Genomic DNA, 26,551 nt, shown 5'->3' on the forward strand with positions numbered 1-26,551 from the left:
CCCCGATGGCAGACCAGCGCGCCGAATTGACATGGACCGAGGATCAGATCCCGGTCTCGGACCGTTTCGACGATCCCTATTACTCGTTGCAAAACGGGTTGGAGGAAACGCGCCACGTATTTCTTGCGGGCAATGATCTGCCCGCACGATTCGCGCCGGGGTTTCACATCGCCGAACTGGGCTTTGGCACCGGTCTGAACATGCTGACCGCCTGGTCCGAATGGGAAAAGGCAGGCCAGACCACGCCGTTGACCTTTACCAGTTTCGAGGCTTTCCCGATGGAACCCGGCGATATGGCCCGCGCGCTTGCAGCCTTCCCCGAGCTTGCGTCTTGGAGTGGTCGTTTCCTTGACCAGTGGCAGGGTGGCCGCTGCGATCTTGGCACCTTGCATCTTGAGGTGGTCGAGGGCGATGCGCGCCAGACTTTGCCTGTGTGGAAGGCTGAGGCTGATGCGTGGTTTCTGGACGGGTTTTCTCCGGCCAAGAACCCCGAGCTGTGGGGTGCGGATCTGATGCAGCAGGTGGCCGACCATACGGCCCACGGTGGCAGCGCGGCGACTTATACGGCTGCTGGGTTCGTACGCCGCGGGCTGGAAGACGCGGGCTTTACGGTGACGCGCACCCCCGGCTACGGTCGCAAGCGTCATATGACCCGGGCGGTCCGGAAATGACGCAGCAGAACAATTCACGCGCGGGTATCGCGCTGATGATCGCGGCGACGGTCGTGTTTGCCTTGCAGGACGGTATTTCGCGCCATCTGGCCGGGACCTATAACACCTACATGGTCGTGATGATCCGCTATTGGTTCTTTGCGGCCTTTGTCATCGCGTTAGCCGCGCGCGCGCCGGGCGGATTGAAGGCTGCAACACACACAAGCCAGCTGGGGTTGCAGGTGTTTCGCGGCGTCCTACTGGCGGCTGAGATCTGTGTCGCTGTCTTCGGCTTTACGGTTCTCGGCCTAATCGACAGTATGGCCGTCTTCATCTGCTATCCTTTGTTGGTCGCTGCGCTCAGCGGGCCAGTGTTGGGTGAAAAGGTCGGGTGGCGGCGTTGGGCAGCGATTGGCGTTGGCTGCATCGGGGTTCTGATTATCCTGCAACCGGGTGTGGGCGTGTTTAATCCGTGGGCGGTCATCCCACTGATTTCTGCGCTGATGTTCGCGGTCTACGGGTTGCTGACCCGGTATGTGGCACGCGAGGATAGCGCCGCTACCAGCTTCTTCTGGACCGGGATCGCCGGGGCGGTGGCGATGACGGTGGTGGGTATGTGGTTTTGGGAACCTATGGCGCAAGGCGATTGGTTGTGGATGGCACTGCTGTGTGTCAGTGGCGTGAGCGGCCATTGGCTGCTGATCAAATGCTATGAAATGGCCGAAGCAAGTGCTGTGCAGCCCTTTGCTTATTTCCACTTGGTCTGGGCCGCCATCCTCGGCATCACGGTCTTTGGCGAGGCACTGCGCCCCGAGGTCGTTCTGGGCGCAGCTTTGGTTGTCAGCGCAGGACTGTTCACCCTATGGCGCGAAAGACGCCAGGGTTGAGCCAACCAGTTCCTGCGAGAACGGAATCGGTAGCGCAGTCTGCCCTAGGCGTGCACGATAGACTGGCAGGCTTTCAGCAACCCGCATTACATAGTTGCGGGTCTCGCTGAAGGGGATCATCTCGATCCAGTCGACCACGTCAATCTCACCGGCGCGCGGGTCACCATAGCGTTCCATCCATGAAATTGGACGGCGGGGCCCGGCGTTATAGCCCGCTGCCATCATCACCACATTGCCGTTGAAATCAGCAGAAAGCCCAGACAGGTAATTCGCGCCCAGCTTGGCGTTATATTTCCAGTCCGACGTCAGATTGACTGTCTTGTGCCCACTGAGAATGCCAAGCTCTTTCGCCACCAGTTGCGCGGTGGCTGGCATCACCTGCATCAACCCGCGCGCGCCCGCGCCGCTGATGACCACCGGGTCAAACTCACTTTCGCGACGGGCGATGGCCAGCGTCATTTCCTTGGCCATCGGAAGGCCAATATCGGCCACAGGATGCACCGGGTAATAAGCAGCGGGCAAAACGATTCCGGTTTTGGCGGCCCGTTTGGCGATCATCACGGCCAGATGCGGCTCTTTCAGTTCGATCACCAAGTCGCCCAGTTGTGTGGCCTGAACCTGATCCAAGTCTTCAACCAGATGGGTCAGAAAGCGTTCGGACAGGTTGTCTTCCCCTGCACGCAGCAGCAACAAACCGGCCTCCAACACGCTGGAATCCGCAAATTCGGCCTGTTTCCAATGCGGCGCTCGACGGGGGTTGGCCAGTTCATTGTCAAAGGGTCTCCCGATTCGTTCGGCCGCCAGCAAACCATAGAACGAGGTCTGATGATCAGCACCCATCGCGTAAGCCGCATAGGCTTTGTCAGCGTCCCCCTGCGCCGCGTAAGCTCGACCCAGCCAATATCCGGCGCGACCTTTCGAGATCGGTGATTGCACTGCATCCGAGAAATTCTGGAAATGCCGAACCGCCGTTGTCGGGTCATTCAGTTTCCGTAAGGCGAGAAATCCGGCCAGCCACTCAAGATCCGCGTAGGCATAACCCATATCGGGCGTCATATAGTGGTTCGCCGCGATCTTATAAGCCCGGTTTGCACTACCATTGCGCATCTCAAGACGCGCCAGTCGACGGCGGCCCTCGGCCCATTTGTCGGGCTCACCCAAGGCGTCAGGACCGGTCGAGCGCGCCAGCATCAGGTCAATTGCGCTGTCGTCCAGTTCTTTCTTGTCGCGCCAGACAAATCGGTCAAAGGCCAGCCCCGGTGAGTCGGCTACCGATTTCGGAACCGCAGCGACTTTACTATCCACACCGGGTTGGCGTTTTTGCAAGGCGATCCGCGCCTCGGCCAGCTTGCGCTGATCCGAGCTGACCAGCGGCAGCATCTGCCCGGCGCTGACCAAGTGGTTGTCCCACAGCATCCGGTCCAGCCGGGCTGCGTGGTGCGGTTTCAGCAGCCTGCCGAAATTCTCAAGGTAGTCCTTTTGCAGGCCCTTCCCCATCGGCATGGTGCGCCAAGCGGCCACAATATCGGCTTCGGCATCGCCCTGGCGGCCTTTTGCCTTTAACGCAACGGCATAGTTCAAAGCGCCTTCTGCTGTTTGCGGAGGATTGTCGGCATAGAATTTCAGCACCCGGTCAGGATCGGCCCCGGTAAAGGCTGGCTCACTCTTGCGCCGCAGCCAGGCCAACCCTGGCCAATCCGGGCGGCGATCCAGAAACACCAGCACATCGCCCGAGCTGCCAAAGCCCTCGCGCAACCAGTGCCAGACGATGATATCGCGGGATGCTGATCCGCGTGCGCCCGACACCTGCAGGGCTGCATTCCAGTCACCCTTGCGCATCTCGTTCATCCCGGCGCGCAGATCACCGACCGAGTCGGCCCGTGCCTGCCCGATTGACCCAAGAATCATTGCTATCAAAAGCGTCAGAACGCGTGTCATGCCTTGCATTTCCCAACCAACCAAGGATAGAGCCATTTAGGATAAACCTTGCGCCCACGGTATCAACTCACAACGCCATGATTGTGACGATCCTTGGGCACAAAAAACACAAACTGCACTCTAAGGAGCGTGTCATGTTCAAAGGCTCAATGCCAGCCCTCGTCACCCCGTTCAGCAACGGCGAGTTGGACCTGAAGACGCTCAAACACTTGGTGGAATGGCAGATTCAGGAAGGCTCGACCGGGCTGGTTCCCGTCGGCACCACCGGCGAAAGCCCGACGCTCAGCCATGAAGAGCATGAAACCGTCGTGGAAGAGGTGGTCAAAGCAGCTGCCGGCCGTGTTCCGGTTATCGCCGGGGCGGGTTCGAACAACACGGTTGAGGCGATCCGCTTTGTGCGATTCGCAGAACGAATTGGCGCGGACGCGGCGCTGGTGGTGACACCTTACTACAACAAACCAACTCAAAAAGGTTTGATCACGCATTTTCGCGCCCTGCATGACTGCGCGGATATCCCGATTGTCATCTACAATATTCCTGGTCGTTCGGTTGTCGACATGACTCCCGAAACCATGGGTGAACTGGCGCAGTTGCCTCGCATCATTGGCGTCAAGGATGCCACTGGCGATTTGGCTCGCGTCAGCCAGCAACGTGCCTCTTGCGGGCCCGATTTTTGCCAACTGTCTGGTGAGGATGCCACCGCGCTGGGCTTTAATGCGCATGGTGGTGTTGGGTGTATCTCGGTTACTGCAAACGTGGCACCGAAGCTCTGCGCTGAATTCCAGCAGGCGACGCTGGCGGGTGACTATGCCAAAGCGTTGGAATATCAGGACCGCCTTATGCCCCTGCACGAAGCGATCTTCATCGAACCGGGATTGGTCGGTGCAAAATACGCGCTCAGCAAATTGGGTCTGTGCAGCGAAGAGGTACGTTCGCCCCTGACGCTGCTGGAAGACAGCACCAAGGCTGCCATCGACGCTGCAATGGTGCATGCTGGCCTGCTTTAACCCAATTTTGTTTTTGGCCGGATCCGCATTTCATCTGGCCAAAAATATCTCGGGGGAGGAATTGGTCTGAAAGGCCAAGGAGGGGGCTGGCCCCCTCTCTCAACGTTTGCCGTAATACAGTCCGACCACGTGTTCCGCCTGCGCGAAGAATAGCCAGCGTGAAACCACGACGCCGGTCAGATGCGAAAGCACGGCCAGCAGTGCAAAGATATGTTTGATCACAACCCCGGAAACCGGGATCAGGATCAGCAGCAAGGGCAGTACAAACGCCAGGCCAAATGAGATTACCCGCAATTTCTGCGCGTGCTTGCGACCAACGATATGGACGAATTCACGCAGCAGATAGTTGGTTCCTGTATGCGGCGGTTCAAAAGCGCGGACGGTGCCTCGTCCGCCCAGCCCGGTTGCGGTGCCGAGATTGGTGCCAGATCGGGCCAAAGCGCCGTCGCTTTTAGCCCAATAAGCAAGCTGAATCCCACCGGCGATAGCCAGCAGCCACGGGGCCAGAGCTTCGGCTCCGGACAAAAGCGCCCCACCTGCCAGGCTGAACGACAGGAACATTGCTGGTGTCAGGTTCATGTTCCAGCGCGGAATGGTCTTGAGCTGGGTGTAGATCATCGAGGTGGTGAACACTGTGGCAAGGCTAAGAAGAGCGCCCATCCACCCCAGGACCGTCCAATATGTGCCCAAAAACACGGTGCCAAGTGCATAAAGCCCCATGAGGACCAGCGCAGCGACGGCACAGACCCCTTCGCGGCTAAGCCAGCTGGATTTCCATTGGCTGAATGCTTTCCACGCACGTTCAGGGTGACCCAGGTGAAAGGTTGAGGCCAGCAGACCACCCACTGCCAGCGCAAAGGCGATGAGGTAGAAAACAAACGCGACGAATCCCGTTACCGCAGGTTGGCCGAGGCCAAGGAAAAACAACAACCCAAATCCCAGGCCAGAAAAGGTCGTGAAGATGATGACAGAAGGGGCGGGGTGCATCAGAGCTTCTCCAGAGTTTTGTCGAGCCAGCTGAGGAAACCTTTGGGCTCTTCGGCGACCGGGGCCAGCAGGGGGGCCAGAATGTCGATTTGGTCTTCGATTTGATCCTTGGGCCGCGGCGGCAGGTATTTGTTGACGGGTTTGGTGCCCATTTCGGGCATCAGGTCCATGCCTTCGCGTTCGGCGACCAGTCTACTGACATCGCTGTCGGGGTCGCCGAGGTCTCCGAAATGACGCGCACCGGCGGGACAGGTTCGTACGCAAGAAGGGACGCGATCAACCTCGGGCAGGTTTTCATTATAGATACGGTCGACGCAGAGGGTGCATTTTTTCATTGCGCCCTCGGCAGCATCCAGTTCCCGCGCGCCATAGGGGCAGGACCAGGCGCACAGGCCGCATCCGATGCAGTCGCTTTCGTTGACCAGAACAATCCCGTCCTCGGCCCGCTTGTAGCTAGCTCCGGTGGGGCAGACGGTAACGCAGGGCGCATCCTCGCAGTGCAGGCAGGATTTGGGAAAGTGGATCAGCTGGGCGTGCCCTTCGGCTGGTTGCACTTCGTAGGAATGAACGCGGTTCAGGAAAGTTCCCGAAGGGTTAGCACCATAGGCATCCTGATCGGACAGAGGCGCGCCGTAGTTTTCTGTGTTCCAGCCCTTGCAGGAAATCACGCAGGCGTGGCAGCCAACACAGGTATCGAGGTCTATAACCAGACCCATTTTGCGGTCGGTGGATTGGGGGAGCTGGGTCATAACTGCCTTGCCTCCGCGTTATTGGCGAGGATAGGCTGGGGCGCTGCCCCAGACCCCGGGATATTTTGGGCCAGATGAAGAATGGATCCGGTCATTTTCCAACCTTCCATGCGATGTCCGTGGGGCCGGTACCAACGGGTGACTTGATGGGTTTGAATTCAGGCTGGCTTTCCGCACCATTCGGGGCTTCGGTCTTCTCGATTTTCACTTTCAGGTCGAACCAGGCTGCCTGACCGGTAATGGGATCGGAATTGGCCCATCGCATTCCATCGCCTTTGGGCGGTAGCAGTTCGTGGATTAGGTGGTTCAGCAGGAAGCCCTTGGTTGCTTCCGGAGCATCCTCTTGCAACGCCCAGGCGCCTTTGCGTTTGCCGATGGCGTTCCAGGTCCAGACGGTGTTTTCGTTCAACGCGGCCATCTCCATGACCGGCACGGTGATCGACCCGTGTGGAGAGCTGACCTTGGCCCAGTCGCCGTCTTTCAGCCCATGTTCGCGCATTAACTTGGTTGGAACATAGAGCGGGTTGCGCCCGTGTAGTTGGCGTAGCCAGGCGTTCTGGGTGCCCCAACTGTGATACATCGCCATCGGTCGTTGGGTTAGGGCGTTGACGGTGAAGCCCTCGTTGCCCTGCTGGTCGGTTTCGTACCAGATCGGCAGCGGGTCCATCGTGTCTTTAATCCGCTGGCGCAAATGCTCGGGCGGTTGTCGGTCACCGTGGCCTTCGGCCGCCAGTTGGAATTTGCGCATCGGTTCCGAGTAGAGCTGGAACAGGTAGGGCTGCGGGCTGTCATAGATACCCATCGCCACGGCCCAGTCCTGATAAGCGGTATTCCACGGTTTGTAGTAGTCCGCTCCCTCGGGGATATGCGCCACGTAGAAGCCGCCATTTTCGATGTAGCGGTTGAGCTGGTCGGGGTTAACCTCTCCGCGACCTTCTTTTTCGCCATTTTCACCACGGAACCCGGCCAGCGGGCCGATACCCGGCTTGCGCTGGTGGTTGACGATGTAGTCGGCGTAATCCTTCCACTTGGGCGTGCCATCTTCATTGGTGAAGCCCGGCAGGCTCATGCGGTTGGCGAGTTCGATCAGCACTGACTGGAATCCGCGTACGTCGCGGTCGGGTTCGACCACCGGCCAACGGATGGCGTCGGCGGCGGCGTCGGCCTCACAGATCGGACGGTCGAGCAGCGAGATACAGTCGTGCCGTTCCAGATAAGTGGTGTCGGGCAGGATCAGGTCGGCATAGGCAACCATTTCTGAGGAATAAGCATCCGAGTAGATGATCTTGGGGATGACGTATTTGCCGTCGGCATTCTTGGCCGTCAGCATCTCCATCACGCCCTTGGTGTTCATGGATGAGTTCCACGACATATTCGCCATGTACATGAACAGCGTGTCGATCTTGTAGGGATCGCCCGCAGCGGCGTTCGAAATCACCATATGCATCAGCCCGTGGGATGACATCGGGTTTTCCCAGGTGAAGGCTTTGTCGATACGCTGCGCTGTGCCGCAATCATCCAGTAGCAGGTCTTCAGGTCCGCGTGGGAATCCCAGATGCGGGCCTTCCAGCGGGCGACCGGGGCGGCGGTCTCCATGCGGTGTAGGATGCGCTTCTACTGGTTTGGGGTAGGGTGGTTTGAAGCGGAAGCCGCCGGGAACCTCAACCGTGCCCAGTAGGATTTGCAGCACATGCAGCGCGCGGCAGGTCTGGAAACCGTTGGCATGGGCGGAAATCCCGCGCATGGCATGGAAGCTGACGGGGCGGCCGATCATCTTGGAGTGAGTCTCACCCCGGAAGTCGGTCCATTCGTGGTCCAACTCGATGGCCTCGTCAAAGGCGACGCGGGCGATCTCGGCGGCGATGGCGCGGATGCGTTTGGCAGGAATGCCACAGCGTTCGGCCACTGCCTCGGGGGCGTGCTCATCTGACAAGTATTTTTCCGCCATCAGGTGGAAAACGGGCCGGTGTGTAACGCCGTCTTTTTCGTAAGTGGCCGACAAGTCTGGGCGAACGTCGGGTTTGTCAAAGGCCGTGGGCTCGCCTGTAGCCCGGTCGATTACCAGCGGTTTGCCATCTGTATCGCGCAGGAACAGGCCCTTTTCCGGGCCTTCGGTGGCGTTCACCAGAACCGGCGCGTTAGTATAGCGGCTGAGGTAATCGAGGTCGATCTTGCCCGCCTTCATCAGCACATGAATCAGCGACAGGATGAACAGCCCATCGGTGCCGGGCGTGATCCCGACCCAGTCATCCGCGACAGCGTTATAGCCAGAGCGGATCGGGTTCACTCCAATCACCCGCGCACCGCGCTTTTTGATCTTGCCGATGCCCATCTTGATTGGATTGCTGTCGTGGTCCTCAGCGACGCCAAACAGCATGAACAGCTTGGTATGCTCCCAATCCGGCTGGCCGAACTCCCAGAACGCGCCGCCCATGGTATAGATGCCGCCTGCTGCCATGTTGACCGAGCAGAACCCGCCATGCGCCGCATAGTTTGGCGTACCGAAATTCTGCGCCCAGAACGAAGTGAAGCTCTGGCTCTGATCACGGCCGGTGAAAAAGGCCAGCTTCTGGGGGGCGGTTTCGTGCAGCTCGTTCAGCCAGCCAACGGCCGTGCTGATGGCCTCATCCCATTCGATCTCGCGGAACTCACCGGACCCGCGAGGACCCACACGGCGCAGCGGTTTGCGCAGCCGCGAGGGGGCGTTGACCTGCATGATACCGGCTGAGCCCTTGGCGCAAAGAACGCCCTTGTTCACAGGGTGATCTCGGTTGCCTTCGATATACGCAACCTTGCCGTCTTTCATATGGACGTTGATGCCACAGCGGCAGGCGCACATGTAGCAGGTGGTCTTGCGGATCTCGTCCGAGACTTTCGGTGACGTGTCGAGGATCGGCTGCTGATGGGTCATTGGCGGGTCCTGTCGGTTATCTACGGAGGACTTTGTCACTTTCCTCTTGATTTGAGAACATCGTTCTTGCGCCGATGCTTACTTTGAGTTTTACGTTCCGTTTGGTTGTAGCGCGGTCACGGCGATCATCTGTGTTACATCCTCGGCGCTGCAGCCACGGGACAGGTCATTGGCGGGTTGCGCCAGCCCTTGTAGGACAGGGCCGATGGCGGAATAACCGCCCAGCCGTTGCGTGATCTTGTAACCGATATTGCCCGCGTCGAGATTGGGGAAGATCATCACGTTGGCCTGTCCGGCCACCGAAGATCCGGGGGATTTGCGATCCCCGACCGACGGCACAAATGCGGCATCGAATTGCAGTTCGCCATCGACCTGCAGCTCAGGTGCGCCCTGACGCAACGCTTCAGTGGCCTCAATCACCTTGTCCACATCCGGGTGCTTGGCGCTGCCCTTGGTTGAAAAGCTGAGCATCGCAATTTTCGGATCGACTTGCAGCAGCGCTCGGGCCGACGCGGCCGAGGCGGTCGCGATCTTGCTCAACTCAGTTGCGGTGGGATTGATGATCAATCCGCAATCGGAATACAGCATCGCGCGTGCGCCGGGCTGGGCGTTTTCAGGCGGATACATCAGGAAAAAGGACGATACCATTCCCGCATCGGGAGCCATGCCGATCACCTGGATGGCAGCGCGGACAATGTCGCCGGTTGTGTAAACCGCGCCGCCAACTGTGCCGGTAGCACGTCCACTGCGAACAAGCATAGCCGCGTAGACAGGCGGGGTTTCAACGGCAGCTCGCGCTTTGTCTTGATCAACGCCCTTGTGCTGGCGCAGCTCGAAAAAGGTCTGGGCAAATTCCTCGGTCAGGTCCGAGGTTGCGGGGTCATGGACCGCAACGCCTTTGGATGGAGCCGCCCCGTGATTGCTCAGGGCGGCTTCAACATCGGCTTGAGGTCCGATCAGAATAATGTCGGCCAGATCGGCTTTGTGGGCGGCTAGCGCCCCCGCGACAACGCGGGGATCACTGCCTTCGCTTAGTGAAATTACAGGTCGGATGGCCGGGGCGCTTTTGCGCAACAGCTCAATCGGTGTCAGGGTCATACGCTCCGGCCTTATCCTGAGATCACACGGCCTGCGGTTTCATATCGTCTTCTGAGACGCCTGCGACGGCGACGGGTTTTTTCATTGCGTCGCGGCGGAAGGGCTCACCGAGTTCCTGGTTGATCAGGGCCTCAATCAGGGTGGTGATGCCGTTCTTCTGGTCCTCGATCGCCTGGTTCAGCGCCGCGGTCAGTTCGTCCTGGGTGCGGGCGACCACACCTTTTAGGCCACATGCGGTTGCGATACCGGCATACGACACTTTGGTGTCCAGCTCGGTGCCGACGAAGTTGTCGTCGAACCACAGGGTCGAGTTCCGCTTCTCCGCACCCCACTGGTAGTTGCGGAAGACGATCTGGGTCACAGCGGGCCATTCCTCGCGGCCGATCGCGGTCAGTTCGTTCACCGCGATACCGAAGGCACCGTCACCGGCAAAGCCGACAACCGGAACATCGGGCTGGCCGATCTTGGCGCCAACGATGGCGGGCAGACCGTAACCGCAGGGGCCGAACAGGCCGGGGGCCAGATACTTGCGGCCTTCTTCGAACGCCGGATAGGCGTTGCCGATGGCGCAGTTGTTGCCGATGTCGGAGGAGATGATCGCCTCTTTCGGCAGGGCGGCCTGAATGGCGCGCCACGCCATGCGCGGGCTCATCCAGTCAGGCTTGGCTGCACGGGCACGCTGGTTCCAGCTGGTGCCCGGATCGTCGTCCTCGTGGGTCATCGAGGTCAGTTCCTGCGCCCAGGCGGATTTCTTCTGGGCGATGCGCTCTTTACGCTCTTTTCGGCCCTCGTCACCGGCGGTGTCGCTCAGCTGGTTCAGGATGCCATTGGCCACTTTGGCCGCGTCGCCGACGATGCCGACCGAGACGGTTTTGGTCAGGCCGATGCGGTCGGGGTTGATGTCGACCTGAATGATTTTCGCATTCGCGGGCCAGTAGTTGATGCCATAGCCCGGCAGGGTCGAGAACGGGTTCAGGCGGGTGCCCAGGCACAGAACCACGTCGGCCTCGCTGATCAGCTCCATCCCGGCTTTCGAACCGTTATAGCCCAGCGGACCAGCAAACAGCGGGTGCGAGCCGGGGAAGGCGTCGTTGTGCTGATAGCCAACGCAGACCGGGGCATCCAGACGCTCGGCCAGTGCTTTCGAAGCGTCGATGCCGCCTTCGGCCAGAACCACACCGGCGCCGTTCAGGATGACCGGGTTCTTGGCGTTCGACAGCAGCTCGGCCGCCTGTGCCACGGCGCTTTCGCCGCCCGAGGGGCGTTCGAATTCAACAACCGCGGGCAGGTCGACATCGATCACCTGGGTCCACATATCGCGCGGGATGTTCAGCTGAGCCGGGGCGCTGGCGCGTTTGGCCTGCATGATCACGCGGTTCAGAACCTCGCAAACGCGGGACGGGTCGCGGACCTCTTCCTGATAGGCGACCATGTCCTCGAACAGTTTCATCTGCTCAACTTCCTGGAAACCGCCCTGACCGATGGTCTTGTTCGCCGCCTGCGGGGTGACCAGCAGCAGCGGGGTGTGGTTCCAGTAGGCGGTCTTAACGGCGGTCACGAAGTTGGTGATGCCGGGGCCGTTCTGCGCGATCATCATCGACATCTTGCCGGTGGCGCGGGTGTAGCCATCGGCCATCATGCCGGCGCTGCCCTCATGGGCACAGTCCCAGAACATGATGCCCGCCTTCGGGAACAGATCCGAAATCGGCATCATCGCAGACCCGATAATCCCAAACGCATGTTCGATACCATGCATCTGCAGAACCTTAACAAAAGCCTCTTCCGTCGTCATCTTCATTGGTGTGTTTCCTTACTTACAGGCAGCAAAACCGCTGCTGAGTGGTTTTTGATCTCATAGAAAGTGGCCGCCAATTTCCCAGCGGTCACAGGCTTGTGCTTTCAGCGGCGCCCAGAAAATTGGGACGCTCAGGTATCGTCCGGGTTTGGCACAATCAGCGTCGGTATTCTGGACCTGCGCAGAACGCGTTTGGCGACAGTTCCCAGAAATGTGTGCGAGAATCCGTGATCATGCGCCCCCAGGACGATCAGGTCACAGTTCAGTTCGACCGAGCGGCGCAGAATAACTTCGGCTGGGTGGCCGTCGGTAACCTCGACCGAAGTAACCTGCTCTCGGATCTTTGCATCATCTCCTTCGAAACGCGCCCAGAAGTTGGCCTGCCGTTCGGCCAGTACCTTACGCACCATCTCGTGACGGCGCGCGAAAGCGGTCTTGCGGGTTTCTTCGTTCAGGATGAACATCTCCATCGTGATTTTGGCATCATCCGATAAAGGTTCATTGACGTGGAGCACGTGAATTTGCGCCCCGGTGCCCTGCGCAATGCTGGCGGCATAGCGCAGAGCATGAGGTGAATTCGCTGACAAGTCTGTTGCAAACAGGATGTTGGTGACCAGTTGTTTCATGTCGTCATCCTTTCCAGATCAGTAGCCCAGCAGCCGTGGAAGCCACAGCGACAATTCAGGGAAAAAGGCGATGATGAATATCGCGATCGTGTTGGCAGCCGCAAAAGGCAGCGCGCGCAGCGAGATCTGTTCAATCGTGATGTTCGAAATCCCCGAAGCAATGAACAGGTTTTCACCCAATGGCGGCGTCTGGAAACCGATGCCCAGCGTACAGACCATCACCACGCCAAAGTGGATCGGGTCGATACCCACCGAATAAGCCACCGGCAGCATCACCGGAACCAGGATCAGGATGGTGGCCAACGTCTCCATGAACATGCCGACAAACAGCAGGAAGAAGATGATCAGTGCCCAGATCACATAGAGGTTGTCCGTAAAGCTGAGCATCGAGTCCGCGATGATCGCCGGGATTTGGTTTTCCACCAACAGGCGGCCAAACACGGTTGCGGTGAACAGGATCAACAACACCCGCCCGGTTAACCAAGTTGTGGCCTCTAGCGACTGAAACAGCGATTGCCATGTTAGTTCGCGATAGATCACGACGCCTACAACCAGCGTATAGAAGATGGCAACGATTGCAGCCTCGGTCGGGGTGAAGAAGCCAGTGTAGATACCACCCAGGATCACAAGTGGCGCCATCAGCGACCAGAACCCGCGATACATCTCGCAACCGACGTGACGGATCGACCAGCCTTCGGCAACGCCTTTGTAACCACGCTTTTTCGACATGAAAAAGTTCAGGATCAGCAAGCTGGTGGCAATCAGGAAGGCCGGTACAAATCCCGCGATGAACAGTTTCGAGATTGAAACCGACTGGAAGGTGCCGAACTTTTCGACGGCTTCCGGCGGAGGTGCCATACCGAGCGCGGCAATGCCGAAGATCACCATCGGGATCGAGGGAGGAATAATAATCCCGAGGCCGCCTGACGACGCAGTGATCGCCGAGGCATAGCCGCGCTCATATCCGCGGTCGATCATTGCGGGGATCATCAGCATCCCCACCGCCGCGGTTGTTGCCGGGCCCGAGCCCGAAATGGCTCCGAAGAACAGACAGGCCATGACCGTTGCCGCCGAGATGCCGCCAGTAAATGGCCCGGCGAGGCTTTCGGCAACATTGATCAGGCGTTTTGATATACCGGCTGCCTCCATCAAGGCACCGGCCAGGATAAAGGCGGGCAGCGCCATCAGTGGGAAGGCCCCGACCGAGGTAAAGGCGATCTGCACGAATTTGATGGGGTTTTCATCCAGGTACAAGAATGAAAACAGCGAAGCCACACCCAGCGCCACAGTGATCGGTGCGCCGATCAGCAGCAAAAGCAGGAATGAGCCAAACAGAATTGTGACGATTTCGGATTCCATGTTGTGTCCTCCCTGCCCTTAATCTTTCTTGGCCGCTTCGGTGGCGGCTTTGATTTCGTCGAGATCGATCTGATCGGGATCGTGGATATCCTCGCCCTTGATCAGGCGGCGATAGTTCACTTGGATGATGCGGAAGGTCATCAGTGCGAAGGCCAAAGGCAGCACCATGTAGATGTACTTCATCTCAACGCCCAAGGTCTGCGATTTCCAGAACTTGTTCATCTTGTTGAAAACGAAATCCGTGGCCAAATACAGGAAATAGACATTGAAGAAGAGCCAGAAGAGATCGGCGAAGGCTTCGATGTATTTGATGTAACCGCTGGGCAGAAACTTGAACTGGAACGTCACCCGATTATGGGCACCCTTTAAGGCCGCGTAGCTGGCACCAAAGTAAACGAACCAAACAAACATGTAGACCGAGAGTTCCTCGATCCAGCTGATCGAAAACCCAAAAACTTCGCGCGCGACGATCTGCACGAACAGCAGGCAAACGAAGCCCGATAACAATACTCGGCAGATGACACTTTCTATATTGTCCAGAAATTTCCAGAACATATGGTTTCCCTCCTCCCTGAGTTGGAAAGAGCGCCGTAGCGCTCTTTCCAGTATCGCTCTGCGGCGATTATTGTTGGACCGGCTCGCGACCGATGGCTTCGAGAACTGTGTTCAGTTTCTCGACGCCGCCGATGGATTCGTAGAACTGCGGCCATACTGCACCAGTTGCCAGTTCGATGAACTCGGCCTCATCGTTCTCAGGATCGATGATTTCCATGCCTTTAGCGGTCAGTTCTTCCTTGATCGCCGCTTCTGAGTCGCGCAGGAACTGCGCTGACGCCAGAGTTGCTTCCTGACCGGCTTCCAGAATCATCTGCTGTTCTTCTGCGGACAGGTCTTGGAACACAGCCTCGGAAATGATCAACGGTTCGATCGAGAAGATGTAACGCAGGTTGGTGACGTGGTCCTGAACCTCGTAGAACTTCATTGCGTTAATGGTCAGATATGGATTGTCCTGTCCGTCGACCACTTTGGTTTGCAGACCAGTAAAGGTTTCCGACCAAGCCATCGGAGTCGGGTTGATACCCCATGCCTTATAGGTTTCGATCATGATCTCGTTCTTGGGAACGCGAATGATCAAATCTTGCAGATCGGCAACCGAGCTGACCGGTTTCTTCGAGTTGGTCAGGCGACGGAACCCTGTATAGGTCCAGCCGATGATACGCACGCCAGCATCGCGAATGGTGTTTTCGACCAGCTCTTGTCCGATCGGGCCCTGTGTCAGCTTTTCAGCGTCTTCCAGGCTGAGGATAACGTAAGGCAGGGTGAATACCCCAACCGACGGCGAAAACGGCGTGATGTTGTTGATGGCCAGCAGCGACATGTCCAGCGTGCCAATGGCCGCTTCGTTCACGGTGTCCTGTTCCGAACCCAGCTGACCGTTCAGAAACAGAGTCGCTGTATGTTCACCGCCCGATTTTTCTTCGAGCGCTTTGACGAATGCGATGCCCAGGGCTTCTTGTGCGCTGCCGGCGCTGTCGCCTACCGCGATCTTAAAGTTCTTTGCATCTGCCGCGCCTGCGACCATCAGCGCTGCCACGGAAACGGCGGCGGTGAAGGTGCCAAGCTTGTTGATAAATGACATGGATGTCCTCCCAGTTGTCGGATTTTTCGAGGTGCGCGCCAGCTTGGGGAGAGAGTAAGCCAGTCCGATTCTGCCTCGGCGAGAAGAACCTAGCTTGCACAAAGTGTTTCTTCGTTGTTAAAGTTTGCGCGATAGGTTTCACATATATCGAACTTGTAAGATGAATCATAATTCGCTCGCCACACGAATAGGGGATACCGACATCCGCCTGCTGCGGATTTTCAAGTCAGTCGTCGAATGCGGTGGTCTTTCGGCTGCCGAGGCAGAATTGAATATCGGCAAGTCCACCATCTCGAAGCATTTATCAGACTTGGAACTGCGACTTGGCTTGAAGCTGTGCAATCGCGGGCCATCAGGGTTTTCCTTGACCGATGACGGCGACAAAGTTCTCCGCGCGGCCGAAGAACTGCTCATCTCGGTGTCGCAATTCAGAACCGAGGTGAACGAGATTAAAGAGCAGTTGGTTGGTACCGTTCGAGTAGCCCTGTTCGATCAATGCGCTTCAAACCCGGAATCCCACCTTGCCCGCGCTATCCACAATTTCAATGAAGCTGCTCCTGCCGTGCAGATCGAGCTGTCTCTGGAACCGCCAAATGTGATTGAAACCATGGTCATCGGGGGGCAGCTGGATATTGGGATCATTGCATTGCATCGCCCGTCAAGCAGCCTGCAATACTCGCCGCTTTATGGTGAGAATATGTACCTCTATTGCGGCAAAAACCACCCGTTGTTTAATGCTTCGGACACCGATTTAGGACCGGCGGATATTAACCAGTTCAGCTATGCAGGGCTAAATGTGAACTCTCCCAACCTAATCGTTGGGCAGCAACTAGGGTTCAGACGAGCAGCCAAGGTTCAGAATGAACAAGCCCTGGCGATCCTGATTTTATCTGGCCGTTACTTAGCCTTCCTGCCGGATCATTTGGCGCAGAAATTTGTCGAAAGGCAAACTATGAAGCGAATTCTGCCTAACCAAATCCGTTATCGAACCAGATTTGCTGCTGCCACGCGAAAACAACCGGGGATGTCGCGCGTCGCCAAATTGTTTCTGGATGTTCTGATCCAGGAACATGTCCAGAATGTTGAAGGCATACTTACCGAGGCCAGTATTTGAACATACTACCCTCCGCCCGTGCAGGGCAGAGGGGCAGGCATTCTATTTCCGGCCTTTTTTTCGGCTCTTCCAGAACGGCGGGACATCTCCGGCCATGATGCAGCCGTAAGGGTCGATGTAGTCCTCAATCTCGGCCAGATCATAGGACTTAATCTGCTCCACAACGCTGTCCGCACTCTTGTAGCTGGATGGCAGTTCAGACGCATCGACGCCACCCGCATGGAACCGGATATCGAGACCCTCGGTTGGTGTTGTCACGTTAACACCTGACTGAGACAACGGGTTGGCCCCGTAGGTTCCGTCACATCTCTGCCGAACTCTGTTTTTGAACTATGGATGTGGTATCCATACCGTGACCTTTTGGGTTGAAAATCACAATTATCGGGCTCAACAAAGATTAATTGATTTCGATTTAGGCAGAGGCAGCAATATGCAGAGCGTTCTCGTAACCGGATCGGCCGGTTTCATCGGCTTTCACTTAAGTAAACTGCTGTTACAGCATGGCTACCGCGTGGTGGGGCTGGACGCGCTAAACGACTATTATGATGTGACACTGAAAGAGACCCGCCATGATATGCTGGCGGGTCAACCCAATGGAGAGAATTTCACACCTGTGATCGGAAAGGTCGAGGCCCCCGATCTGGTGATGAACCTGTTTCGCGAGCACGAATTCGATTTTGTCGTGCACCTCGCGGCTCAGGCTGGTGTGCGCTACTCGATCGATAACCCGCGCTCGTATTTGGAAAGCAATCTGAACGGGACATTCGAAATTCTGGAAGCCGCCCGTGCGTATCCTCCGAAACACATGCTTCTGGCGTCTACATCTTCTGCCTTCGGGGCCAATACCGAGATGCCTTACAAGGAAACTCAGCGCGCTGATCACCAATTGTCCTTCTATGCGGCCACCAAAAAAGCGACTGAGAACATGGCGCATTCTTATGCACACCTTTTCGACTTGCCGGTCACCATGTTCCGCTTTTTCACTGTTTACGGCCCTTGGGGACGGCCGGATATGGCCCTGTTCAAATTCACCAAGGCCATCCTCGAAGGCAATCCGATCGACGTTTATAACCATGGCGATATGAAGCGCGATTTTACCTACGTCGAGGATTTGGTGGAGGCTATCCGCCTTTTGATGGATGCGATACCAGTTCGGCCTATGGACGGGCAAGTGCCCGAGGGTGACAGTCTGTCACCCGTTGCTCCTCATCGGGTGGTAAACATCGGCAACAATGACTCTGTGCATTTAACCGCGTTTATCGAGGCGATTGAAAGGGCCACTGGCATCAAGGCGGAAAAGAACATGATGCCAATGCAGGCCGGAGACGTGCCCGCAACCTGGGCCGATGCTTCATTGTTGAATGACCTGACCGGATATCAACCCAAGACCTCGGTTGAGGATGGGGTTGCCGAGTTTGTGAAGTGGTATCGTGGATTTTATCGCCCCAATGCCGCTGGAGTTGACGCAAGCAAAAACTAACGGGTGTCCCTTGCCGTGAAGATAGCGCACATCAAATGTGATTAATGGGAGGGAAGAGTGCGATAGGACAGACCATCAGTCTTGACCCCCTCTGCTGCTCGTCACGGTTTCCCAATCCAACCCAAATTTCTGCAGATATTTTCGCAACCGATCCGCATCGTTCTGAGTTTTGCGCTTTTGCCGAGACATTGCAAAAAGCTCACGGCCCGCCGCACTTAGATTGGGAGTGTTCTGACAGGTGTGTATAACCCGGGTCAACTGCACAATGTCAAATGGATCAATATCTAATGCAGCGTCACCAAGCACGTGGTGTACCGAGGTAAAGTCCGTATCTGACGTGGCAGCCGCCCAACTGGAACGCAGATTTGCAACTTCTTCCTCAACCATGGTCCGCGTGATCCGACCTCGGGGTGCGAGGGTGTACAGGCGTTTGATCGAGCCGCTGAAATCCCTGAAGTTGCCGGGCCACTGCGTGGCGGGATTGGTGGCAAACTTTAGATAAGCCTCATGTGCGTCTGCGTTGAAGCCCACTTGAGTGCCCAGTGCACGCTCAGATCGGGAAAGTTCGAACTTGAGGTTAGCCTCAATATCTTCCCTACGTGAACGCAACGCGGGCAGAGTAAAACGCCACATGTTTAAGCGTGCCAGTAGATCAGGACGGAACTGTCCGGCGGCGGCCAAGGTGTGCAGGTCACGGTTCGCCCCAGCGATGATCTGAAAGCGGCAGGTTATTTCGTGGTCGGACCCCAGGGGATAAAACCGGCCAGTTTCGATCGCATGCAACAGGACCGATTGTTCATTCCAGCCCAGTTCATCAATTTCATCCAGAAACAGCACACCACCATCGGCTTCACGCAGCAAACCAGTGCGCTCGGTCCCGGCCTGACCCAGATAACTGCGCCGCTGGCCAAACAATGTGGCCAGCGCATCCGGCCCATTAAGCGTGGCGCAGTTGACATGAACTAAACGCCCTTTGACCCGCCGTCGATCAAGTTTGAGCGTATAGATCCGCTCTGCCAATTGTGTCTTGCCGGTCCCGGATTCACCAAGCAGTAGGATTGGCTCGTCCGAGTTGCTAGCGATCAGCTCGATCCGGTCGATCAGTGCGTTATATTGAGGATTGCGCGTTTCGATTCCGTTTTTAAGCTGATCGCCATATTCATTCTCGCTACGGTTTTGTCATGTTCATAGCGCCCTGAAATTTGGGATTACTGCGGCGGGACAGAGCGGCCCAACCCACGAAAACTAAAACCCTGTCGCTCGCAAGTGAACGACAGGACAAGGCATCAATCATTCTATTCTAGGATGCTTTGGTTGGCATGCCCTCAGATCATTTTCATTCCAGAACCATTGCGTGTATCCCAGACGCCGTGGTGCCAGTGGAATGCACGCGAATGACGCCCACAGGTAGGATTGAAAAATCCGCCACCTGAACGGTTCGGGTCTCACCCTGCACTGTGGTCAAGACAACCGATCCGCCTGTTTCAACGTACAGACCGATTGCTGCATCCGCCATATCCATCGTGTCAGAAAGTATGGCAGGTACGATATCACGCGCTGGACCGGACAGGCTGGAAACGCGGTTGGTGAATGGGTTCGAATTCATGGAGCAGGTCTCGCTGTCAGTGTTAACCGGCAGCACGTTAGGTAAAACCGATTAACGACCTGAAATCTTAGCGAACGTTGCGGCCCCTGCATGTATCAGGATTTGGCGACCATCTGTTTTTTTTTGCTCAACAGTATGTCGACAGCGCCTTTTCAAACACGCGCTGATAATCCAATGCCTGACGACCTACAGCCAAGTTCACGCCGTTGGAACGCCCCCGCCAGACGCCATGTTTGCAGAGATTTCTGCAACTTCCTTGTCGATATAGTAGAGCGAGTGCGGCCCGTCACCTATGAGTTTTATCCGATCTATAATGCCTTGAAACGTCTTGATTTCCTCGCGCTGTTCCATCACGAACCACTGCAAAAACTCAAATGTGCTGTGGTCATCCAAGGCTTGCGCTTCTTTCACAGCCGCGTTGATCCCATCGGTCACTTTCTTTTCGTGATCAAGGATCATCTGGAACAATCCTTGGACCGTGTCAGTTTCGACCTTTGGCTCTGGCAGAGCCTGAAAACGGATCGGCCATTCGCAGTCCACAAGATAATTGAGCATCTTCTTCATGTGCGTCAGCTCTTCATCCGCATGAGTCAGCAGCAGTTCCGAGCAGCCATTCAGGTTGCGTTCCGCACACCACGCACCTGCCTGCCAATACAGATGTGCGGCCCTAAGCTCATGGTTCATCAGATCGTTCATAGTGGTTGCGGACGAAGGTTGCGACATAGCTTTGATCCTTGAATGGATTGGGTTAATTTTGGACGTTGGCTGGATAGTTCCAGATCAACCTGTACAAGTGGCATTTAAACTTTCTGAAATCCTTTGGGCTGTCAGCATAGCCTATTATAGAGGATTGGAACCATGCCTCCTTTCTTTGAGTTAATGCACTAAACAACCGTTAAACATCGTTTGATATCCGACCACCGTAAAACTTGTCGCTTGTGGACCTGTGTGTCGCAATCTCGCTAGCAGCGGCGTGTATTACCCCCCACAGTTTGAAAATGATGAAGACTTGCATTCCAAATCCGATGGAACGCCGCGCTACCGGCTGTGATCTGGTGCCTTCAGCCTGATTGCCGGGCATTTTGCCAATTGCTTGCTCTGCAACCACGGTAACTTCGGAAGATTTCATGACAATACAGACATTGCGCCTAGCCATAGATATAGGCGGCACTTTCACCGATACAGTATTGGTTTCCGATGAAGACACGATCCTTGCCTCGACCAAAACACTGACCACTCACGGAAACCCGGCCGAAGGCGCGATGGAAGGCGCCCGGCGGGTCATGCAGCAATCCGACCGAACACTGGCCGAGGTTACCGGCTTCATCCATGGAACGACACTGGCGACAAACGCGCTGATTGAACGACGCGGCGCGGTTGTGGCAACCATCTGCACCGAAGGATTTCGGGACATCCTCGAAATCGGGTATGAGCGGCGATATTCCCAATACGACATCAACCTGGAAAAACCAGATCTGCTGGTCCCGCGCGAACGATCCCTGACCATTAGCGAACGTATGTCCGCAGAAGGTGATGTGCTGATCCCGTTGGATGAAACCCAAATCGATGCACTTCTGGCTGATATCGACGCAAGCGGGGCCGAAGCGATAGCGATCTGTCTGATGCACGCCTATGCCAACCCGACCCACGAACAGCGGCTGCGCACAATTCTGACTGAACGTCGTCCCGATCTGACGGTTTCGATCTCATCTGATGTCAGCCCCGAAGCGCGCGAGTTCGACCGGCTCTGCACCACCGTTGCGAACGCTTATATTCAGCCGCTGATGGAACACTATCTGTCCCGGTTTGTCGACCAGTTCGAGGCCGCAGGTGTTACCTGTTCAATTCTGATGATGACCGCAGGTGGCGGTATGTGCACCGTGGAAACTGCCGCCCGGTTCCCGATCCGTCTGGTCGAATCCGGCCCTGCAGGCGGGGCAATTCTGGCGGCGCGCATCGCGGCACGCTCTGGGCTGGACAAGGTCCTTTCCTTTGACGTGGGTGGCACCACGGCCAAACTCTGCCTGATCGACAAGGCCCGCCCGCAAACCTCGCGTGCATTCGAAATCGCGCGCGCTGCCCGGTTTATCAAGGGTTCGGGCATGCCGGTTCGCATTCCGGTGATCGAGATGATCGAGATCGGCGCAGGCGGCGGCTCGATTGCGGGTGTGGACCGTCTGGGTCGCCTGACTGTCGGCCCAAAATCCGCCGGGTCCGAACCCGGACCGGTGGCGTTTATGCGCGGCGGAACTGATCCTACGGTGACCGACAGTGACATCACCTTGGGTTACATCGTGCCGGACACCTTTGCCGAAGGGCATATCAGGCTTGATCCCGAAGCGTCCAAGGCCGCCCTGACCCGCACGATAGGCGACAGGTTGAACTTGGACCCGATCGGCTCGGCCGATGGAGTCAGCCGCATCGTGGATGAAAGCATGGCAAGCGCCGGAAGGATGCATGCGGTAGAGAGCGGCAAGGATCTAGGCCCACGTACAATGATCGCTTTTGGCGGCAATGGCCCGCTTCACGCCAGCCGGGTGGCACGTTCAGCCGGGGTGTCCTGCATCGTGATCCCACCCAATCCGGGCGTTGGGTCCGCAATCGGATTTCTATTCGCTCCAATCTCTTTCGAAATTGTCCGTTCACGCTATTCACTGCTTGAAAGTCTGGGCTTGGACGGGGTGAACGACCTGTTCGACACAATGATAGCCGAGGCAAAAGAGGTCGTGGGCCAAGGTGCTGGCAACGCTCCGACGGAAACCCAGCGGACCGCTTTCATGCGATATAGCGGACAGGGGCACGAGATCGAGATTACCTTGCCGGATCGCCCCCTGACTGCCGAGGATATTACCCCCCTAACCGCCGCGTTCGAAAAGGAATACCGCAAGCAGTTCTCGCGTCCGGTGCCAGGGATGGAGATCGAAATCCTGAACTGGGCCGTGCGGGTGGCAACCCCGGACCCTGCCTTACTGCCGGTGCCAGAGACACCAGAATGCACCGCGTTCAATGTTACCGAAACGCGCCAGATCACCTGTGATGTGGATGGCTCAACCAAGGATGCCGCCTTTGTGGCCCGTGCCGACCTGAAGCCCGGCAACCACGTATCGGGCCCGGCACTTATCCATGAGCCGCAGACCACCACGCTCGTATCCGCGGATTTCTCTGCGCATGTGGATTCAATTGGCAACCTTGTCCTGATCCAACACCAGAAAGGAGGCGCATGATGACCGCTGAACTTTCCCCCGCCCGCCTGCAAGTGATGTGGAACCGTCTGCTGGCGGTGGTCGAGGAACAGGGTCAGACCCTGATCCGCGCAGCCTTTTCACCCATCGTAAGGGAATGCGGTGACATCTCGGCAGGCATCTTCGACGTGAATGGTCGGATGTTGGCCCAGGCGGTGACCGGCACTCCGGGTCATATCAACACCATGGCCGAGGCCGTGTTGCATCTGCGAGGGCGATTCTGCCTGCAGGACATGAAGCCCGGCGACATCTATATGACCAATGATCCTTGGCTGGCCTCGGGGCATTTGAATGACTTCCTGCTGATGATGCCCGCATTCAAGGATGGCAAGGTGGTGGGCTTTACGTCCTGCACCTCGCATCTGGTTGATCTGGGTGGTTTGGGCATGGGGCCAGAAGGCTCAGATATCTATGACGAAGGGCTTTTGATCCCGCCCTGCAAACTGGTCGAGGCCGGAACCCCCAACGCACTTCTGATGGACATCATCCGCGCCAATTCGCGCGAGCCGATCGCCAATGAAGGCGACATCTACGCACTGATCGCCTGTTGCGAGGCTGGGGTAAAACGTCTGATCTCGATGATGGACGAGTTCGGGATCGGCGACCTGGACACTCTAGGCAGCTACATCATCGACACCTCTCGCAAAGGCGCGCTGGAGGCTATCGCCGAAGTGCCCGAAGGCGTTTACAAAAACGTGCTGCGCATGGATGGCTATGAGAATGAGCTGGAACTGCACGCGACCCTGACCGTCGCCAAGGACGGGATGCATGTGGATTTCACCGGCACTGCGGGCTGCTCGAAAAAAGGCATCAACGTGCCGCTGAACTATGCGACGGCCTATACCGTTTTTGCCCTGCGCTGTATCGTCGGGCCTGACATTCCGAACAATGCCGGTTCGCTGGAACCGTTTACGGTGGATGGACCAAAGGGCTGTATCCTGAACGCGCAGCGCCCCGTGCCGGTGGCTATGCGCCACACGCTGGGTCAAGTGACTCCTGATCTGGTATTGGGTTGCCTGCATCAGGCACTGCCAGATCAGGTTCCCGCCGAGGGTGCCTCATGCATGTTCGATCTGCCCATGCGTCACGCACCCGAAGTCGCGGCGAATGGGGGACGTGAGTTTGCCATCGAACCCGTGCACAACGGAGGCACGGGCGCGCGACCCCATGCGGATGGGTTATCCGCCACGGCTTACCCGTCCGGCGTGTTCGGATCGCAAGTTGAGATCACCGAAAGTATGGCTCCAGTTATCATGTGGCGACGCGAGCTGCTGCCGGATTCCGGCGGTGCGGGCAAATATCGTGGCGGACTGGGGCAGAGGATCGAGATGACGTCATCCAACAACGCACCATTTATCGTGTTCCTATCAGTCGAGCGGCTGAAATTTCCGGCTTTGGGGCGCATGGGCGGTCAACCCGGTGCTCTGGGGCGTATCAGGTTCCGCGACGGAGACAGCGATATTCCGGGCAAAGGAGAACTGCGGGTCGAAGGAGATGACTACCTGATCTTCGACACCCCCGGCGGAGGCGGTTTTGGAAACCCGGCTGAACGGGACCCGGCGGCCCTGGCGTTGGATCTGAAACGCGGACTTGTCACGGAAGAAGGCGCGAAAGCCTACGGGGGTGTGTCATGATCCGGGCCGTAGACCCCATCCGGCAGATGGCCCCCTATGCGTTGGCCGATCTGGGCGGACCGGACACTGTTTCTCTGGCCCAGAACGAAAGCGCATTTCCGGCCAGCCCCGCCGCCGTGGCAGCGGGGCAAGCGGCGCTGGCTGACCTTACATTGTATCCCGATCCTGATTGGCCCGAGATGCGGGCCGCGATTGCTGATGTGCACGGGCTGGACCCGGCGCGGGTGCTGTGCGGGGCCGGGTCAATGGAGCTGATCGGTTGCCTGATCCGTGCCTTTGCAGGACCCGGCGATCAAGTGCTGGGCACGCAATACGGCTATGCATTTGTGGCTTCGGCCACCGCACAGGCGCAGGCCCAATACGTCGCTGCGCCCGAGGACGACCTAACCGTCTCAGTCGATGCGATTTTGGCCACTGTCACGCCAAAGACCCGCATCGTGTTCGTCTGCAATCCGGGCAATCCAACCGGTACACTGATCCCAAATGGCGAGATCTTGCGTCTGCGCGCAGCCCTGCCCGCCGATTTACTGCTGGTGGTCGATCAAGCCTATGCCGAGTTTGCCGACAATGACAATGATCCGGCTGAGATCTTTGCACTGGCAGACCGAGGGGATACGGTGATCACGCGCACCTTCTCAAAAGCATACGGATTGGCTGGCGCACGCGCCGGATGGGGCTATTTCCCCGCTGGTATCGCGGAAGAGCTGCGCAAACTGCTAAACCCTAACAATATCTCAACTGCCTCGCAGGCGGCGGCCACGGCGGCGATGCACGATCAGGAGCATATGCGCGACGTGGTTACCCGCACAGCGACCATTCGGGACCGGTTCGCCCAAGACTGCCGCGATCTTGGACTGAGCGTGCCCGAAAGCCACACCAATTTCGTGCTGGTCCGTTTTGCCGATGCTGAAATGGCGCGAAAAGCAGACGCCGCTTTGCGCGCCCACGACCTTATGATGCGCGGAATGGGGGGCTATAGCCTAAGCGAGTGCCTGCGCGCCACGGTCTGTGAAAAGACGGTGATGGACCGCTGCCTCGCAGTCTTAAAAGAGGTGACGTCATGACCCATGAGACTCGCACGCGGGCCAAGATCGGCGTGTTGGTGCCCTTCACAAACACCAATCTCGAAGCGGATATGATGTTGATGCGCTGCCGGGATACGACCCTGCACTTTCAGCGAATGGGGGGATATGACGTGGATGAAATCCCAGGATCGGATCAGATGGCCGGTCTTGGGGCTTCGGATATCAGCCATGACCTGAGGATGATCTCGGGCGTGCGGCCCGATGTGGTGCTCTATGGCTGCACGTCGGCTACACTGACCCATGGCCCATCCTTCGACAAGCAACTGGCGCTGGACATCAAGGCCGGGTCAGGTGCGCTGTCCATTACTGCCGCCGGGGCGTTAGTGAGCGCGATCAAGACATTGGGCGTTACCAAGGTCGGGTTCTCATCGCCCTATCTGGGCGAGATCAACAGACAGGCCGTGGACTTTCTGGCGCAAAACCAGATCACAACGGTCAAATGCGCCGGTATCGGCCGTAATCTAGGCAATTACGGACAGGGCGAATTGACCCCGGATGAGGTGTTCGATCTGGCCTGTCAGGCCGACCACCCCGATGCCGAAGCCATTGTGCTCAGTTGCACCGACATGCGTGCGGTCGAGGCTATAGACCGGATCGAAGCCGCCCTTGGTAAGCCTGTTGTGACTTCCAACCAAGCGTTAATGTTCGCGCTGATGCGTGCGCTTGGCTTGCCCCGTCAAGGGAATACCCCCGGCCAGCTATTCGATCTGCTTTGAGAGCACCCTGTATGCTGACGTAAGCTTT

23 protein-coding genes are annotated in these 26,551 nt (G+C 57.4%); 9 read left to right on the forward strand and 14 right to left on the reverse strand.

Annotated elements, in window-relative coordinates:
- Positions 1-5: 5 nt before the first annotated feature.
- A complete protein-coding gene (gene mnmD / locus GOW93_RS10960; RefSeq protein ID WP_170384013.1) occupies positions 6-671 on the forward strand; it encodes a tRNA (5-methylaminomethyl-2-thiouridine)(34)-methyltransferase MnmD in 666 nt (221 codons plus the stop codon).
- Positions 668-1,537, forward strand: a complete 870-nt coding sequence (locus GOW93_RS10965; RefSeq protein WP_170384014.1) for a DMT family transporter — start codon at positions 668-670, stop codon at positions 1,535-1,537. The genes mnmD and GOW93_RS10965 overlap by 4 nt, the downstream gene beginning before the upstream one ends.
- Here the strand turns inward: GOW93_RS10965 and GOW93_RS10970 are convergent.
- Positions 1,511-3,475, reverse strand: coding sequence for a lytic transglycosylase domain-containing protein (locus GOW93_RS10970; protein ID WP_170384016.1), 1,965 nt, complete (start codon positions 3,473-3,475; stop codon positions 1,511-1,513). The two genes, GOW93_RS10965 and GOW93_RS10970, sit on opposite strands and share 27 nt — an antisense overlap.
- Positions 3,476-3,609: 134 nt before the next feature.
- On the opposite strand from GOW93_RS10970, the gene dapA reads away from it, so the two are divergent.
- The gene (dapA, locus tag GOW93_RS10975) at positions 3,610-4,482 is read left to right on the forward strand and encodes a 4-hydroxy-tetrahydrodipicolinate synthase (protein WP_170384018.1); all 873 of its coding nucleotides are present in this window, start codon (positions 3,610-3,612) and stop codon (positions 4,480-4,482) included.
- A 99-nt stretch (positions 4,483-4,581) separates the two neighbouring features.
- Here the strand turns inward: dapA and GOW93_RS10980 are convergent, their stop codons facing one another.
- The 9 genes from GOW93_RS10980 to GOW93_RS11020 form a co-directional block, all read right to left on the reverse strand.
- Positions 4,582-5,469 carry a dimethyl sulfoxide reductase anchor subunit family protein gene (locus tag GOW93_RS10980; protein ID WP_170384020.1) on the reverse strand — a complete coding sequence of 296 codons (888 nt, stop codon included), beginning with the start codon at positions 5,467-5,469 and terminating at the stop codon, positions 4,582-4,584.
- The gene (locus tag GOW93_RS10985; RefSeq protein ID WP_170384022.1) at positions 5,469-6,218 is read right to left on the reverse strand and encodes a 4Fe-4S dicluster domain-containing protein; all 750 of its coding nucleotides are present in this window, start codon (positions 6,216-6,218) and stop codon (positions 5,469-5,471) included. Before GOW93_RS10985 ends, GOW93_RS10980 begins: the two co-directional genes overlap by 1 nt.
- Positions 6,219-6,309: 91 nt before the next feature.
- Positions 6,310-9,129 carry a molybdopterin oxidoreductase family protein gene (locus tag GOW93_RS10990; protein WP_170384024.1) on the reverse strand — a complete coding sequence of 940 codons (2,820 nt, stop codon included), beginning with the start codon at positions 9,127-9,129 and terminating at the stop codon, positions 6,310-6,312.
- 90 nt (positions 9,130-9,219) lie between these two features.
- Positions 9,220-10,227, reverse strand: coding sequence for a phosphate acetyltransferase (gene pta, locus GOW93_RS10995; protein ID WP_170384026.1), 1,008 nt, complete (start codon positions 10,225-10,227; stop codon positions 9,220-9,222).
- Between the two features lie 22 nt (positions 10,228-10,249).
- Entirely contained in the window at positions 10,250-12,025 is a 1,776-nt protein-coding gene (xsc, locus tag GOW93_RS11000) for a sulfoacetaldehyde acetyltransferase (RefSeq protein ID WP_170384028.1), read from the reverse strand.
- Between the two features lie 128 nt (positions 12,026-12,153).
- Positions 12,154-12,648 carry a universal stress protein gene (locus GOW93_RS11005; RefSeq protein ID WP_170384030.1) on the reverse strand — a complete coding sequence of 165 codons (495 nt, stop codon included), beginning with the start codon at positions 12,646-12,648 and terminating at the stop codon, positions 12,154-12,156.
- A gap of 18 nt (positions 12,649-12,666) precedes the next feature.
- Positions 12,667-14,007: a TRAP transporter large permease gene (locus GOW93_RS11010; protein WP_170384032.1), complete on the reverse strand. Its 1,341-nt coding sequence runs from the start codon at positions 14,005-14,007 to the stop codon at positions 12,667-12,669.
- Between the two features lie 18 nt (positions 14,008-14,025).
- A complete protein-coding gene (locus GOW93_RS11015) occupies positions 14,026-14,562 on the reverse strand; it encodes a TRAP transporter small permease (RefSeq protein WP_170384034.1) in 537 nt (178 codons plus the stop codon).
- 67 nt (positions 14,563-14,629) lie between these two features.
- Entirely contained in the window at positions 14,630-15,646 is a 1,017-nt protein-coding gene (locus GOW93_RS11020) for a TRAP transporter substrate-binding protein (RefSeq protein ID WP_170384036.1), read from the reverse strand.
- Between the two features lie 160 nt (positions 15,647-15,806).
- Between GOW93_RS11020 and GOW93_RS11025 the strand changes: the two genes are divergently transcribed.
- Positions 15,807-16,760, forward strand: a complete 954-nt coding sequence (locus GOW93_RS11025) for a LysR family transcriptional regulator (protein ID WP_170384037.1) — start codon at positions 15,807-15,809, stop codon at positions 16,758-16,760.
- Positions 16,761-16,802: 42 nt separating this feature from the next.
- Here GOW93_RS11025 and GOW93_RS11030 read toward each other — a convergent pair whose 3' ends face one another.
- Complete coding sequence (locus GOW93_RS11030; protein WP_254443516.1) at positions 16,803-17,018, reverse strand: hypothetical protein; 216 nt, start codon at positions 17,016-17,018, stop codon at positions 16,803-16,805.
- A gap of 172 nt (positions 17,019-17,190) precedes the next feature.
- Between GOW93_RS11030 and GOW93_RS11035 the strand changes: the two genes are divergently transcribed.
- Complete coding sequence (locus tag GOW93_RS11035; protein WP_170384039.1) at positions 17,191-18,240, forward strand: NAD-dependent epimerase/dehydratase family protein; 1,050 nt, start codon at positions 17,191-17,193, stop codon at positions 18,238-18,240.
- A 75-nt stretch (positions 18,241-18,315) separates the two neighbouring features.
- On the opposite strand, the gene GOW93_RS11040 is transcribed toward GOW93_RS11035, so the two are convergent.
- The 3 genes from GOW93_RS11040 to GOW93_RS11050 all read right to left on the reverse strand — a co-directional run bounded on the left by GOW93_RS11040 (position 18,316) and on the right by GOW93_RS11050 (position 20,569).
- Positions 18,316-19,374 (reverse strand): sigma 54-interacting transcriptional regulator, encoded by a 1,059-nt coding sequence (locus GOW93_RS11040; RefSeq protein WP_170384290.1) that lies wholly within the window; start codon positions 19,372-19,374, stop codon positions 18,316-18,318.
- Between the two features lie 202 nt (positions 19,375-19,576).
- Entirely contained in the window at positions 19,577-19,846 is a 270-nt protein-coding gene (locus GOW93_RS11045) for a spike base protein, RCAP_Rcc01079 family (RefSeq protein ID WP_170384041.1), read from the reverse strand.
- A 198-nt stretch (positions 19,847-20,044) separates the two neighbouring features.
- The gene (locus GOW93_RS11050; protein WP_170384043.1) at positions 20,045-20,569 is read right to left on the reverse strand and encodes a ferritin; all 525 of its coding nucleotides are present in this window, start codon (positions 20,567-20,569) and stop codon (positions 20,045-20,047) included.
- Positions 20,570-20,973: 404 nt separating this feature from the next.
- Here GOW93_RS11050 and GOW93_RS11055 point away from each other — a divergent pair, with 404 nt between their 5' ends.
- Genes GOW93_RS11055 through GOW93_RS11070 form a run of 4 tightly spaced genes read left to right on the forward strand, consistent with a single transcriptional unit; the run spans position 20,974 to position 26,523 of the window.
- A complete protein-coding gene (locus GOW93_RS11055; RefSeq protein ID WP_170384045.1) occupies positions 20,974-23,070 on the forward strand; it encodes a hydantoinase/oxoprolinase family protein in 2,097 nt (698 codons plus the stop codon).
- Positions 23,070-24,722 (forward strand): hydantoinase B/oxoprolinase family protein, encoded by a 1,653-nt coding sequence (locus GOW93_RS11060; RefSeq protein WP_170384047.1) that lies wholly within the window; start codon positions 23,070-23,072, stop codon positions 24,720-24,722. Before GOW93_RS11055 ends, GOW93_RS11060 begins: the two co-directional genes overlap by 1 nt.
- The gene (locus tag GOW93_RS11065; RefSeq protein ID WP_170384049.1) at positions 24,719-25,786 is read left to right on the forward strand and encodes a pyridoxal phosphate-dependent aminotransferase; all 1,068 of its coding nucleotides are present in this window, start codon (positions 24,719-24,721) and stop codon (positions 25,784-25,786) included. Before GOW93_RS11060 ends, GOW93_RS11065 begins: the two co-directional genes overlap by 4 nt.
- The gene (locus GOW93_RS11070; protein WP_170384051.1) at positions 25,783-26,523 is read left to right on the forward strand and encodes a maleate cis-trans isomerase family protein; all 741 of its coding nucleotides are present in this window, start codon (positions 25,783-25,785) and stop codon (positions 26,521-26,523) included. The genes GOW93_RS11065 and GOW93_RS11070 overlap by 4 nt, the downstream gene beginning before the upstream one ends.
- Positions 26,524-26,551 lie beyond the last annotated feature (28 nt).

Origin of the sequence: Ruegeria atlantica (assembly GCF_013032455.1) — a bacterium.
GTDB classification, from domain to species: domain Bacteria; phylum Pseudomonadota; class Alphaproteobacteria; order Rhodobacterales; family Rhodobacteraceae; genus Ruegeria; species Ruegeria atlantica_B.

Bases quoted from the DNA above. Each gene is read 5' to 3' on its own strand.
- GOW93_RS11070 (WP_170384051.1), top strand. From the start codon at position 25,783: ATGACCCATGAGACTCGCACGCGGGCCAAGATCGGCGTGTTGGTGCCC.
- xsc (WP_170384028.1), bottom strand. From the start codon at position 12,025: ATGAAGATGACGACGGAAGAGGCTTTTGTTAAGGTTCTGCAGATGCAT.
- GOW93_RS11020 (WP_170384036.1), bottom strand. From the start codon at position 15,646: ATGTCATTTATCAACAAGCTTGGCACCTTCACCGCCGCCGTTTCCGTG.
- GOW93_RS10990 (WP_170384024.1), bottom strand. From the start codon at position 9,129: ATGACCCATCAGCAGCCGATCCTCGACACGTCACCGAAAGTCTCGGAC.
- GOW93_RS11035 (WP_170384039.1), top strand. From the start codon at position 17,191: ATGCAGAGCGTTCTCGTAACCGGATCGGCCGGTTTCATCGGCTTTCAC.
- GOW93_RS11065 (WP_170384049.1), top strand. From the start codon at position 24,719: ATGATCCGGGCCGTAGACCCCATCCGGCAGATGGCCCCCTATGCGTTG.
- pta (WP_170384026.1), bottom strand. From the start codon at position 10,227: ATGACCCTGACACCGATTGAGCTGTTGCGCAAAAGCGCCCCGGCCATC.
- GOW93_RS11025 (WP_170384037.1), top strand. From the start codon at position 15,807: ATGAATCATAATTCGCTCGCCACACGAATAGGGGATACCGACATCCGC.
- GOW93_RS11015 (WP_170384034.1), bottom strand. From the start codon at position 14,562: ATGTTCTGGAAATTTCTGGACAATATAGAAAGTGTCATCTGCCGAGTA.
- GOW93_RS10985 (WP_170384022.1), bottom strand. From the start codon at position 6,218: ATGACCCAGCTCCCCCAATCCACCGACCGCAAAATGGGTCTGGTTATA.
- GOW93_RS11055 (WP_170384045.1), top strand. From the start codon at position 20,974: ATGACAATACAGACATTGCGCCTAGCCATAGATATAGGCGGCACTTTC.
- GOW93_RS11045 (WP_170384041.1), bottom strand. From the start codon at position 19,846: ATGAATTCGAACCCATTCACCAACCGCGTTTCCAGCCTGTCCGGTCCA.
- dapA (WP_170384018.1), top strand. From the start codon at position 3,610: ATGTTCAAAGGCTCAATGCCAGCCCTCGTCACCCCGTTCAGCAACGGC.
- GOW93_RS11010 (WP_170384032.1), bottom strand. From the start codon at position 14,007: ATGGAATCCGAAATCGTCACAATTCTGTTTGGCTCATTCCTGCTTTTG.
- GOW93_RS11005 (WP_170384030.1), bottom strand. From the start codon at position 12,648: ATGAAACAACTGGTCACCAACATCCTGTTTGCAACAGACTTGTCAGCG.
- GOW93_RS11050 (WP_170384043.1), bottom strand. From the start codon at position 20,569: ATGTCGCAACCTTCGTCCGCAACCACTATGAACGATCTGATGAACCAT.
- GOW93_RS10965 (WP_170384014.1), top strand. From the start codon at position 668: ATGACGCAGCAGAACAATTCACGCGCGGGTATCGCGCTGATGATCGCG.
- GOW93_RS11060 (WP_170384047.1), top strand. From the start codon at position 23,070: ATGACCGCTGAACTTTCCCCCGCCCGCCTGCAAGTGATGTGGAACCGT.
- GOW93_RS10980 (WP_170384020.1), bottom strand. From the start codon at position 5,469: ATGCACCCCGCCCCTTCTGTCATCATCTTCACGACCTTTTCTGGCCTG.
- mnmD (WP_170384013.1), top strand. From the start codon at position 6: ATGGCAGACCAGCGCGCCGAATTGACATGGACCGAGGATCAGATCCCG.
- GOW93_RS10970 (WP_170384016.1), bottom strand. From the start codon at position 3,475: ATGACACGCGTTCTGACGCTTTTGATAGCAATGATTCTTGGGTCAATC.